This window comes from Streptomyces sp. NPDC057543 (assembly GCF_042801895.1).
Lineage (GTDB): Bacteria > Actinomycetota > Actinomycetes > Streptomycetales > Streptomycetaceae > Streptomyces.
Window position 1 is genome coordinate 1 of sequence record NZ_JBHVFF010000271.1, and the last position, 11942, is coordinate 11942.

Here is an 11942-nt window from a genome sequence, read left to right on the forward strand (position 1 = left end):
GTCCGGCGGCGGCCGGACGCTCCCCCGGCTCATACCGCCATCGGTTCCAGTTCGCGCTCGAACCGGCGCGCGTCCCGGGCGATCCGGCTCATCGGATGGTCATCGCCGAGCTGCCGGGACAGCTCCTCGGCTGTTTCCGCCCGCAGCCGCATCGCCTCGTCCTTGCGCCCCATCGCGTCGAGCGTGACCGCCATGTTCGACATCATGGCCAGCGTCTCCGGGTGGTGCGCCCCGAGGACGCGCCTGAGCTGTCCGGCCACCTTCTGTTCGGTCTCCAGCACGATGTCGAGGTTGCCCGTCTCGGCTGTCGCATTGGCCAGATTCATGACGCAGAACAGGGTGTTGGGGTGCTCCGGCCCGTACACCTCCCGCATCGACGCGAGGACCCGGGTCAGCACCCGCTCCGACTCCTCCACCTCGCCGGCCCCCAACTGGTAGACGCCGAGGTTGTTCAGCGCGGCCAGGGTGTACGGGTGCTTCTCCCCCGGCACCTTCATGTACTGGTCGACGACCTCCTGCGCGGCGTTCCTGGCCTCGGCGGTCTCGCCCGCCGCGTAAAGGTCGGCCGCCATGTTGAGGTCACAGGCCAGCGACTCCGGGTTGGCGGCGGTGTACTTGGCCCGGTACCTGCCACGGGTGGCCACCGTGAGCCTGCGGGCGTCCTCCAGTCTGCCCGCCCGGCGCAGCGACACCGCCAGGCTCTTCGCCGCGCTCAGCGTGCCGGGGAAGGCCCGGCCGAGCGTTGCCTTGTAACTGTCGTACGTGCGGCTGAGGATGCTGACCGCGTCCTCGTACCGCCCGACGTCCCGCAGGTCGCGGGCCAGGTTCATGGCCGAGGAGAGGCTGTACGGGTGCTCCGCGCCGAGCACCTCGACCCGTTTGTCGAAGACGTCCTGGTCGATCTCCCTGGCCCTGGCGTACTGCCCGATGGACCGCAGGGTGAACGCCAGGTTGTTGGCCGCCGCCAGGGTTCTCGGGTGTGCGTCGTGGAAGATCTGGTTGAAGCCGTCGGTCGCCTCCGTCGCCAGCTCGATCGCCCTGGTGTACTCGCCGAGCGTGCCGAGGTCGGTCGCCAGGCTGCTGGTACTCATGTACGTGTGCGGATGCTCCGGGCCCAGGACCTCCTGCTGCATCGCCAGGGTGATCTCGTCGAGCTCCCGCGCCTCCACGTAACGGCCGCGCGAACGGTAGACGTTGGCGAGGTGGAAACAGAGGTAGAGGTACTGGATGTCCCGCTCCCCCAGCGTCTCCTTCCACAGGGCACGCAGCTCCTCGCCGAGAGCGGCGGCGGTCCTGAAGTCACCTCGCTTCCACAGATAACGGATCCGGTCGATCAGCAGCCTGCGGGCCTCGGGCTCCTTGCAGTTGCGGGCGTCGGACGGGCCGAGGTGCGGCCAGATCGTGGCGAACTGCGGCCAGCTCGCGGGGTTGTCGATCGGCTCGTTCTCGTCGTCGGGCCGGGCGCCCGCCAGGATGCGGTGAACAGCGTGCCGCGCGTCCTGCTGCTCCTGCTCGCTGAGCTGTGCCCGGATGACGGCCTGGACGAGCCGGTGCACCTGGATGGAGTTGGAGACCTGGTCGACCTTGGCGAGGGCGAACCGGCCGATCTCCCGGATGACCCGGCCCAGCACCAGCTTCTCCTGGAGCGAGGCGTCGTACGGCTTCAGCGCGTCGATCATCTCCTTGCTGTAGAGGAGATTCCCCGAGATCGGCTCGGGCGCGAAGAAGGCACAGAGCTGGAGCAGCCGCACCGCGGCGGGCGAGCGCTCCTTCAGCCGCTCGATCGAGATGTTCCAGGTCGCGGCGACCGGCTCCGGATAGCCGGCCGGCTGGTTGAGCGCCAGGACCTCGGGGGCCTGCTGCGCCAGCTGTTCCAGATAGGTGGCGATCGGGGTGGCGGTCTCCGCGATCCAGGCCGCCGCCTGTTCGACGGCGAGCGGCAGGTCACCGACCGCGGTCGCCACCTGGGCGGCGTCCTCCTCGCTCAGCCCCGGGGCCCGGCGCTGCAGGTGTTCGATGGATTCCTCACGCAGGAAGACGTCGACGGGCAGCGCGTCGCCGTGCTGGGACCAGGCCTGGTTCCGGGAGGTGACCAGGATGTGGCCGGAGCCGCCCTGCGGGAAGTAGCGTCTGAGCCGCTCGGGGTCGTCGGCGTTGTCGAAGACCAGCAGCCAGCGGTCCGAGGGCACGCCGCGCCGCAGCAGGTCCACGGCCTCCTGGGACGCGGCCGCCATGTCGTCGCCGCCCTGGGCGCCCAGCCGGACGGCGAGCTCGGCGAGCGCGGCCACCACGTCGTCGGTCTGCTCGGACGAGATCCACCAGACCAGGTCGTAGTCGGCCATGAAGCGGTGCACGTACTCCAGCGCGACCTGGGTCTTGCCGACGCCGCCGAGTCCGTACAGGGCCTGCGGCTGCGGCAGCACGACGGCCATGCCGCCGCCGAGCTGGTCGCGCATCCGCTCCAGGACCATGGAACGGCCGGTGAAGCCGGGGTTGCGCGGCGGCGCGTTCCAGATCCTGGGGACGGTGCCGGGGAAGCGCGGCCCGGGCGACACGGCGTCGGTGAGCTGTACGGGCCGGTCCAGGGCGCGCAGCAGCGCGGCGGTGGCGTGCACCTCGTCGAGCCGGAAGAGGTCGACGGGGTTGCGGTCGATGTAGGGCGCGGACAGCCGTACGTCACCGACCCTGAGCGGTAGCAGATGGCGCCGGCCGCCGCCGGGGTCCTCCGCCACGGCCCGGTCCCAGAGGTTCACCGCGCGCTGCGACTTGAGGTAGGCGCTGGAGAGCAGCACCACGGTGCGGGTCGCGTTCTCGGTGGTGATCTCCGCCGGTTCCGTGGTCTCCCGCTCCGCGGAGACGTCGCGCGGTACGACACGGAACCCGGCCCGGGTGAGCACGGACTCGATCCAGTCGGCCCACATCCGGTTCTCGGCCACGTAGCTGAGGAAGAGATCGGCGGGCAGCGCGGGCCTGCGCCGGGTGAACGCGTCACGGATGCGCAGCCTCACCTCTTCGCCGACCGGCGGCATCGAGGTGATCTCCTGGTCGGTGATGACGGAGGTCAGCCGCTCGAAGGCGGAGAGCAGCGAGTTGGTGAGACCGGCCTCGTCGCCGAAGGTGGCGAGGGTCTCCTCGTAGGCGTAGTAGGGGCGGTACGGAATCTCCACCGCGCCCCAGTACGCGGTGAGTTCGTCGCCGGACAGATCGCGCGGCAGCCGGTCGAACTTCAGCCGGGCCAGTGCCCGTCCGGCATCGGCCTTCTCCTTCTCGCCCTCGTCGATGCGCATCGGGACGGGGAAGATGGAGATGGGGCGGCCGGTGTAGCGCTCGGAGATCTGCCGGGCGACGGAGGCGGCGCCGTCGATCGACTGGTCGCTGAGGGTGAAGCAGTCGACGAGGACGTCGGGCAGGTGGACGGTGCAGATGTCGGCGATGTCGCTGAGGCCGGTCCGGCTGTCGATCAGGACGTAGTCGTAGTTGGCCTTCATGTCGTCGCGCAGGGCGTCGAAGAAATGGCCGCCGCCGAGCCGGTCGTAGAAGTTGTCCCAGTCGAAGGTGGAGACGGTCGCGGAGTATTCGCGGTTCTGCCGGCCGGCGGAGACGAAGTCGAGGGTCCCGCCGTGCGGGAACTCCCAGCCGAGCGCCTCGGGTGTGAGCGAAACGGCGTGCGGCTGGATGCGGGCGTAGTCGCGGTGCCAGTCGTCGGCGCGCTGCACGGGGCTGGTCGCGGCCCAGGCGTACTCGGTGATCAGATCGATGACGCCGGTGGTGGCACCGAGTGTCGAGGGGTCCAGGAACGGGTGGAAGAACCGGTGGAGCCCCGGTGCCTCCAGGTCCCAGTCGACGGCCAGTACCCGTTTTCCGTTGGCCGCGAGTATCCAGGCGGTGTTGGCCAGGGCCATGGTGCGCCCGGTGCCGCCCTTGTACGAGTAGAAGGTGACGATGCGCCCGTCACGACTGGCCGTCATCCGTGTCCTCCGCATCCGTCGCAGGGTGGTGTGTCTCGGGGATGTCGTTCATCTGCGCCATCGGCCCCATCAACCGTGTCCGTTCGGTGTGTCCGCCGCCGGTGGCGGGGGGGTAGACCGCCGCATGTCTCAAGTACTGCTGCGCCGCTACTTCGACCACCTGCGGCAGGATCCGCCCGAAGGCGTCCATGCTGGGTACGCCCTTGGCGGCGACGCGGCAGTAGGCCCGCCCCTGACGCATCTTGGTCGGCATGGTCTGTTCGAGTTTCTCGGTCAACTCGGCCTCGGAAGACCTGCTTTCGGGATCCTCGCGGTTCCACGGCACGACCATGGTCACCCAGGGGCGGTTCTCGGCGTCGAAGGCGGCGAGCCGCCTGCGTCGCTCCTCGTCCTGCAGGGCCCAGCGGTCGACGAGCAGGATCTCCGGTCTGCTGGGGGGCTGTTTGCCCTCCGGGTGCCCGGACTCCTCGTCGAAGGAGGAGACGGTGACCTGGTAGTTGAGGGAACGCACCAGGTCCTGGGCGACATAGGCCAGGGGGCGGGCGGCGGCCGGGTGGTAGGGGTTCCAGTCCTGCGGATTGTCGCCGTAGTACTCGGAGTTGCGTCCCTCGGGCAGGTCGTGGCGCGTGGGGGCGGCGATGGTCACCTGCATGGGGCGGGGCCCGCCCACTGAGCTGTCCGGCGGGCCGAAGGCACTGGGGGCCAGCCGGTAGTCGACGGGGCGGCCGGTGCCGAGTCTTATGGTGTCGGCGACTGTGACGATGCGCTTGGCGAGTTCGTACACCGCGCGCTCGTACTCCTCCTCGAAGAGCTTGAGTTTGATCAGGCCGTAGAGCCCGTCACTGACGTAACGGTCCCCGAAGTCGCGGTGGTTGAACTGTAATCGCTCGGCCGGTCCCGGAAGCTGGCTCGGTGGTACGGGTACCCAGAGCGCCGGGACGATCGCCTCGGCGCTCTGGTTGGAGAGGGCCCGGTGGTGGATGGCGCGCTGGGCGAAGGCGTACCACTCCTTGCCGCACATCTCACTGGCGAAGTAGCGCGGCGAGAACAGCGGGACGAACACCCGGCAGGTGGCGAGCGCCTCACCGAGCCGTTCCGACCAGCCCTCGCCGGAGCGTATCTCGCGGTCGATGAACCCCGCGGGCGCGCCCGCGGGGAGATCGGTCAGGGCCATCACATGGCCGCAGAGATCCTGGAAGAGCCGCTCGACCCACATGTCGGGGTCCGTTCCACCGCCGTACCCCGGTGTATGCGCATAGCTCAAGAAGAAGTACGGCCGATGGTCCGCCGCTCGCTGCTGCGTTGTTGCGTGCACACGACCCCCGTCCTGTGTGAGCACCCGCACCCGAGGAGTGATGTGAATGCGAGCGAATTCATCATTCCGGAGCGGACGTTGCTCCACCCCCATGGCGTTCGGTCATTCAACGCCATTTTTCAGTCATACGTTCCCGGGTTCCGTCGATCATTCCTTGATCGAATCGGTTCTGCGTCTGTTCCTCCCAGTTGTCCTGTGCGTACGGACAGCCCCGGCCGAACCGGAATGCGATCCTCAGATCTCTTTCCGCATCCGATCCAGCAGCCGTTTCCCACCGATGGTCAGTTCGGCGGCACCTTCCAAAGCGTCGAGGGCCTGCGGTACGCCCTCCAGACAGCGCGGGTCGAAAGCCCCCAACGCCATCCGCTCATAGGTGTCGGCCAGCAACCGGGAAAACGGAACTGGTTCTTCCTGCCAGGGCATCCGATGTTCCCAGGAGCCGTCCGCCGCGTAAAGATCCGTGACATCCCGGAGTGCCCGCAATTCGGCCCGCCGGAAACCACGCAGCAGAGCGATCGCCAGTTCCTCGGAACTGCCGTCCGGGGAAATCCCCAGCGCGCCGTATCCGTGCCGCCCGACGGCGGGTTCCGCCGGGGCCAGGCCGGTCAGCGGGGTGAGGGTGGTAAGACGGCCGGCCATCTCCTCGGTGCGCCCGGGCTCCTTCGCCTCGATGAGCGTCCAGGCCTCGCCGATCCTGGCCGCCAGGTCGGCAGTGGCCCGGTCGTCGAGCGCGTCCGCGGCGGGCAGGGAGAAGCAGTCGCGGTACGGGTCGAGGTCGTCGAGCACGAGGCCGGCCACCGAACCGGGCGTCGGGATCCGGCGCAACGGCCACCAGCCGGGACCGGCCGCCTCCGGCCGTACGATGCGGCGCTCGGCCGCGTCGCCGCCTTCCCGCCGGACGCGGAAGCCGTCCTCGGTGGCATGCAGGAGCGCCGTGCCGTCCTCCCCCGCGTCCGCGATCCGCAACTCGCCGAGGCCGGGGAGGAAGATTCGGCCGCCCGAAAAGGACACCCGTACGGGCAGATCCAGGCCGGTCCGTACGACGGCGGCCGCGAGGTACGCCGACATCCGGCGCGTCACCTGCACGGCCCCGGTCCGCTCGTGGACCCGTTCCATCGCGTCGAGCAGCCAGGTGCGGGCGTACGGGTGCGCCAGCACCTCGTTCAGGCCGCGGGCTCCCTCCTCGGACGCCTCGATGGCGGCGGCCAGCTCCCAGGCGGCCGCCCACTGCTCGCCGCCGTGCTGTCCGATGTCGACGTTGAGCAGGGCGAGCAGGGTGCGGGTGAGGTCCTGCTGGGCGGCGACCAGTTCGACGGGCTCGGTCACCGCGGGCGAGACGAGGGCCGCCGCCGTACGCGCCTCGATGCCGCGCACCAGGGCGGCCAGATCGGCGCAGTACACGGACGGGTTGTCGAATGCGTCGGAGGGCCCCGTGGAGCGGTACCGGTGGGTGTACAGGCCACCCCCGCACGAACGCACGACGGGGCACTGCCGGCAGGTCTCGCTGACGCCGGCCAGCCCGAGCTGGCGGGCCCGCACCCCGGGGTGGGCCGCGACCTCGTCGAAAGCGTGGGTGAAGACATCGAATCCGGTGGCCGCCGCGCCCTCGTAGGCGCTCTTGAGCGAGTCGACCTGCTCCAGCTGTCCATCGGTCTCGACGACGACGAGGTCGGTGGGGGCGAGCCCCAGGGACTCGGTGAGGCTGGGGCCGCCGCTCAGCGTGGACAGCACCGAGGAGAAGAGCCGCACCGGCACCGGGCGTCCCCGCTCCTGCCAGTGGTCGAAGACCGCGAGAAGCCAGTCGGCGTAGGCGGTGGGGGACCCGTCCGGGCGGGGCGGTGGGTCGTCCCAGGTGGCATGCGGGAGCAGGAAGTCGATGAGCGGCGGGTCGAGCTCGGCCAGCGCGTCGAGAACCGCGCGCGGGTCGTTCTCGATGTCGACGGTGCACAGGAGCCCGAGATAGAGATGGCGGTAACGCTCCTGCCGGAGCAGCTCGACGGCCTTGAGGACCAGCGGGTGGCTGCTGCGTCCGTCGGCGTAGCGGCGGTGGCGGTCGTTGGCGGCCCGGTCGCCGTCGAGGGAGATGCCGACCCTGACGCCGAATTCGTCGAAGAGGTCGAGATATCGCGGGCTGAGCTGGAGTCCGTTGGTGTGGATACGGAGGTCGAGCTCCGCGATGCCTTCGAAGGCGGAGGTGAGCTCTTCGCAGACGCGCCGCAGTCGGGTGGGGCCCGCCAGTAGAGGCTCCCCTCCGTGCAGGATCACTGACACGGAGGGCAACGCATGCGTTGTGGCATGCTCGGCCAGGCGCTGAGCTGTCCGGAAGATGACGTCGTCAGAGATTGCTTTGGGGCGGGTACGCCAACTCTGATCTGCATGTTCGTAGACGTAGCAATGATCGCAGGCAAGATCGCACCTGCTGTGCACTTTGAGCACAATTTCGCGGAATGGGACCAGGGGTCCTGTCATTCCCTCAGTCTAGCCAGCATGCAACGCGAATCAGAGCGCAGAACTGAAGGTCGACGCCTGGGTGTGGCGATCGGTCGAGGCCGAAAACACCCGGCCAAGCTTCCTGGTGGCTTCTGCGGTGCGGGTGTCGATCTTGGCGAGCGGCACCGAGCCCATCTTCGCGACAGCGAAGGAGCGAGGGGATTCAGAGATCTTCATGGCCGTCCTTGAGGGGGAGTCTTCCGGATCATGGAGAAAAGCAGCCAGTTTCTGTACGACCACAGTGCCCGGCGGCACGACTTTACCCCCCTGAACTGGTTGGTGCCTGCTCTTCCCGTCCGAACGGATCATCACGCCGCACAGGTATCAGGGGAAATACAACTGGGGCAGGTCGTTGAGGAGGAAGCCGGCCCCACCCGTGCCGCCCCGCGACAGCACGGGCGGCCCACGCCGCGGAGGGTGTCAGTCGGCCGCCGGGGCGGCCTTGTCGGTCCATACGCCCTTCATGCAGTCGATGGTCCGCTCGTGGGTGTCACCCACGACATCCGTAACCCTGACACGCACGTAGAGTGACTGGACCCGTTGGGCAAAGGACTCGGAGAACGCGCCCATCAGCACCGTGTCATGGCCTCCTACGGCTCCTACCAGGGGGAACCCTGCGCCGAACCCGATGAGCCGGAAGTCCTCCCCGACGGCGAATCCGGCCTCGGTCAGCTCGGCCACGGTGCCGGACACGCTGCTCCACCGCGCGTCGGCGGAGTCGTCCGCGCCGCGCATGACCACTCTGGTGTCCCATGATTCGATCACGGCCATGTGCTGGCCGCCGTTGAGTATTCCGACGCGCCACGCAGGCGCTTCCGTCGTCAGCAGTCCCTTCGTCCAGGCGGCCCGCCAGCCCAGGTACGGCCTGACCGTGCGGGCGTACTGCGCCCGGGCGAGTACGGCACCCGCCGAGACCGCCAGCAGACTCCCCAGCACCTGCCCGTCCATCAGCTGCAGACGCCACGGCCACTCGGTCCGCGCCCCGGCCGTCACGTTGGCCCGGATCGCCTCCCAGACGAGCAACGCGGTCAGCAGGCCGAGGAGCACGAGCGGCGTGGTGAACAGCAGAGGACTTCGACGGATCCTTCGTTGAGCGGCGGCCAGCGGATCCGCGTTCTCGCCGTATGCCTCACTCATCCCCGGTCCCCCCGTCAGTTGGTCGCGAGGCGCATGCCGGAAGGCAACCCGCCTCACCACATGGTCAGTTGAACCACACTGCCATACTGTCCGGGATCGCACGAGGGGGCCTTCCCGGGGACCGAAAAGCGCCGTTGACGCCCCAGGTCCATTGCCGTGCCCGACGGCGCACCTCTACGCTCATGCACCCCATCCAACTCACCGAACGAGCATGCCCATAACCGCAGACGGGGGTGAACATGGCGATTCCCGGACCGCTCCAGAGCATGGTTTTCAGGAACGCTGATCTGCCGGAGCTCTTCCACCACACGGACGCGATCGCCATCGCGAGCCAGCGGGAGGCCGTGAACACCACCCGCGTCCAGCTGATCCTGCTGGTCACGGGCGCGATACCGGCTGCGGTGCCCTGGCACGCGGAGGTGGCCGGTAGGCTTCAACTCGCCGATGCCATCGGTGTATTGGCCTATACGGGTGTCCTGATCACGACATATCTCACCGCCCGTCGCAAAGCAAAGTCGCAGTGGCAACTCAACCGGTCCGCAGCGGAGTTCATCAAGTCGATGTGCTGGCGCTATTCGGTGCACGGCTCGCCTTTCGACACCCGGGTCCAGCACCCGGAGGCGATGTTCGCGAACCGCCTCGAAGAGGGTCTTCAGGAGCTCCGCAAGGTGGGGTGGGCCGACCCCCGCGACCTGACCGCGGATTCGGGCGGGCTGATCACGGACTCCATGCGCGAGCTGCGGAACAAGGCGTTCACCGTACGCAAGGAGACGTACGTACGGGACCGCCTGATCGAGCAGCGCAGTTGGTACCGCAGACGCCAGGAGGTGTCCCGGCGGGCCACCCTGGCCTGGTCGACCACCATTGCCGTTCTGACGGCGCTCGCCCTGGTGTTCGCGCTGATGAGGACGTTCTCCGTCACCCAGTCCTTCGCCCTGACCGGGGTGCTGTCGGCCGCCGCGGCGGCCTGTCTGGCGTGGAGCGAGATGCGCCGGCACCACCCGCTGATTTCGGCGCACTCGCTGGTGGAGCAGGATCTGGAGTCGATGCAGGTGGCGATGGAGACCACACTGACGGAGCAGCAGTGGCCGCGAGCGGTCTTCGAGACCGAACGCATCGTCTCCCCGCAGCACACCGACTGGCTTGCCCGGCACCAGATGTGATGGCTCATCACATTCCTGACGCCGGTTCGTCCGGTCGGGCACGAACGGCCACGTGAACCGGTCGGCTCAGCGCTCCACGCCCTCGCGCCAGATCACGGTCACCGGGCGGCCCAGGTTGCGGGCGTACGTCACGATGTCGCCCGTGCCGCCGAAACCACGGGCCGGCTTTCCGTCCCATACGGCGAGCAGCCGGTCGCAGTGGTCGGCGATGTACGCGCCCGCCGCGTAGTACGCCTCGTCGGTGGAGTGCGGGTAGTCCAGCAGGATCTCGCGGACCGCCCGGTTCTTGAGGGCCTGGTAGCGGGCGAGTTCGGTCGCGTCGGCGAAACTGGATTCGTAGTCGCTGCTGGGGATGACCACGGTCAGATCCGCGCCGTGGGCCAGAGCCAGATCGGCGAAGAGCTGGTCCGCTCCCACCGCCAGGCTGGAGAGGGCCTCGAGGGAGCCTTCGAAGCCGCGGAGGGCCGCCTGTAACCCGGCCAGCACATGGGCATGGGCCTCTTCCGGAATGCTGCGATGGCCGGTCACTCCGATGCGTTTCACGGACCTGGAACCCCCTGAGGTGTCTGCGGGGGTCCCCGGAGGGCATCCCTCCGGGAGGCACAGCATCCGCCCCCGTTTGCTCCTGCTTGACCGACCTGCCCCACATTCTCTCAAAAGCCGTGGGGTGAGCGGGAGTCCCCGCCCAGCATTCGGGCGGGGACTCCGTCTCGGTCGACCGCGTGTTCCAAGGTCGGACCGGGGTGTTGGAGCGTCAGTTCAGGGTGACCCCGTACGCGCTCAGTGCCTCGGTGACCGGCTGGAAGTACGTGGTGCCACCGGAGCTGCAGTTGCCACTGCCGCCCGAGGTGAGACCGACCGCCTTCGAGCCGGAGTAGAGCGGACCGCCGGAGTCGCCGGGCTCCGCGCACACGTTGGTCTTGATCATGCCGTAGACGATGTCCCCGTTGCCGTAGTTGACCGTGGCGTTGAGGCCCGTGACGCTGCCGCCGTGGACGCCGGTGGTGGAACCGCGGCGGGTGACGGACATGCCGACCGTGGCGTTGGCCGCTCCGGTGATGGTGACGCTGCCGACCGTGCCCGGGTGGGCGAGCGAGGTGTTGTCGTACCGCACCAGGCCGTAGTCATTGGTCGGGAAGCTGGATCCAACCGTCGGGCCGATCTTGGTCGTGTTCGAGGAGTTGGTGTACCAGGGCGGGTTGCCGTCGGTGCAGTGACCGGCGGTCAGGAAGTAGTAGGTGCTGCCGCTATGGACGTTGAAGCCGAGGGAGCAGCGCCAGCCGGGGGCGTAGATCGCGTCGCCGCCGGAGAGCAGTTTGCTGAGCTTTCCGGCGGTGCGCTCGATCCGCACGGCGCCGGCGTTGGCTCCGACGGACTGCTTGATCTGCTTGATCTCGGCCTGCGTGACCGTACTGTCCGCGGTGACGACGAGGGTGTTGGTCGCCGGGTCGATGCTCCAGGCGGTCCCCGCAACATCGGCGCCGAGCACGGCGTCGCTCGCGGCGGAGAGCTGTTTGGCACTGAACGTGGTGGCGGTGTCGGCTTGGGCCGTGGGGACGGCGAGCGCGGCGACGGCGACCAGGCCTGCGGCGATGGCGACAGCCCTGCTGCGTCTTGCGGTGCCGCTGAGGGGGGTGGTGCGCTTGATCCTCACTTTGTCATTCCTCCCGAAAGGAATTCGGGGGTCCGCCCGTGGGGTGGTCGGACCCGTGAGGCGCAGTCGTTCGCACGGCGGCATGCCTGCGTTCCGGAATGCCGTGCTCCTGACAAGCGCTGATCGGGAGTATTCAAGGCGTCAACTTGTGGCGCAAGAGGGCCTTCTGGCCTGAACTTGTCGGGCTCATGGGGGCGGCCCCGGCAGCACATGGG

8 protein-coding genes are annotated in these 11942 nt (G+C 68.7%); 1 reads left to right on the top strand and 7 read right to left on the bottom strand.

Going from position 1 to position 11942, the window contains the following annotated elements; all coding sequences use genetic code 11:
• Window positions 1-29: 29 nt before the first annotated feature.
• The 5 genes from fxsT to ACFU8Q_RS32755 form a co-directional block, all read right to left on the bottom strand.
• Window positions 30-3968 carry an FxSxx-COOH system tetratricopeptide repeat protein gene (gene fxsT / locus ACFU8Q_RS32735; protein ID WP_384461094.1) on the bottom strand — a complete coding sequence of 1313 codons (3939 nt, stop codon included), beginning with the start codon at window positions 3966-3968 and terminating at the stop codon, window positions 30-32.
• Window positions 3952-5307, bottom strand: coding sequence for an FxsC protein (gene fsxC, locus ACFU8Q_RS32740; protein ID WP_384461115.1), 1356 nt, complete (start codon window positions 5305-5307; stop codon window positions 3952-3954). The genes fxsT and fsxC overlap by 17 nt, the downstream gene beginning before the upstream one ends.
• A gap of 210 nt (window positions 5308-5517) precedes the next feature.
• Entirely contained in the window at window positions 5518-7752 is a 2235-nt protein-coding gene (gene fxsBH, locus ACFU8Q_RS32745; RefSeq protein WP_384461097.1) for a radical SAM/SPASM protein FxsBH, inactivated beta-hydroxylase extension form, read from the bottom strand.
• A gap of 30 nt (window positions 7753-7782) precedes the next feature.
• A complete protein-coding gene (locus tag ACFU8Q_RS32750) occupies window positions 7783-7950 on the bottom strand; it encodes an FXSXX-COOH protein (RefSeq protein ID WP_384461100.1) in 168 nt (55 codons plus the stop codon).
• 243 nt (window positions 7951-8193) lie between these two features.
• Window positions 8194-8910, bottom strand: coding sequence for a hypothetical protein (locus tag ACFU8Q_RS32755; protein ID WP_384461103.1), 717 nt, complete (start codon window positions 8908-8910; stop codon window positions 8194-8196).
• A 266-nt stretch (window positions 8911-9176) separates the two neighbouring features.
• Between ACFU8Q_RS32755 and ACFU8Q_RS32760 the strand changes: the two genes are divergently transcribed.
• Window positions 9177-10073: a DUF4231 domain-containing protein gene (locus ACFU8Q_RS32760; RefSeq protein WP_384461106.1), complete on the top strand. Its 897-nt coding sequence runs from the start codon at window positions 9177-9179 to the stop codon at window positions 10071-10073.
• Window positions 10074-10139: 66 nt separating this feature from the next.
• On the opposite strand, the gene ACFU8Q_RS32765 is transcribed toward ACFU8Q_RS32760, so the two are convergent.
• Window positions 10140-10616: a hypothetical protein gene (locus ACFU8Q_RS32765; protein ID WP_384461109.1), complete on the bottom strand. Its 477-nt coding sequence runs from the start codon at window positions 10614-10616 to the stop codon at window positions 10140-10142.
• A 211-nt stretch (window positions 10617-10827) separates the two neighbouring features.
• Window positions 10828-11727 (bottom strand): S1 family peptidase, encoded by a 900-nt coding sequence (locus ACFU8Q_RS32770; RefSeq protein ID WP_384461112.1) that lies wholly within the window; start codon window positions 11725-11727, stop codon window positions 10828-10830.
• Window positions 11728-11942: the final 215 nt, after the last annotated feature.

Excerpts from the sequence above, each read along its gene's own strand:
- fxsT (WP_384461094.1), bottom strand. The coding sequence starts at position 3,968 with ATGACGGCCAGTCGTGACGGGCGCATCGTCACCTTCTACTCGTACAAG.
- fxsBH (WP_384461097.1), bottom strand. The coding sequence starts at position 7,752 with ATGACAGGACCCCTGGTCCCATTCCGCGAAATTGTGCTCAAAGTGCAC.
- ACFU8Q_RS32750 (WP_384461100.1), bottom strand. The coding sequence starts at position 7,950 with ATGAAGATCTCTGAATCCCCTCGCTCCTTCGCTGTCGCGAAGATGGGC.
- ACFU8Q_RS32755 (WP_384461103.1), bottom strand. The coding sequence starts at position 8,910 with ATGAGTGAGGCATACGGCGAGAACGCGGATCCGCTGGCCGCCGCTCAA.
- ACFU8Q_RS32760 (WP_384461106.1), top strand. The coding sequence starts at position 9,177 with ATGGTTTTCAGGAACGCTGATCTGCCGGAGCTCTTCCACCACACGGAC.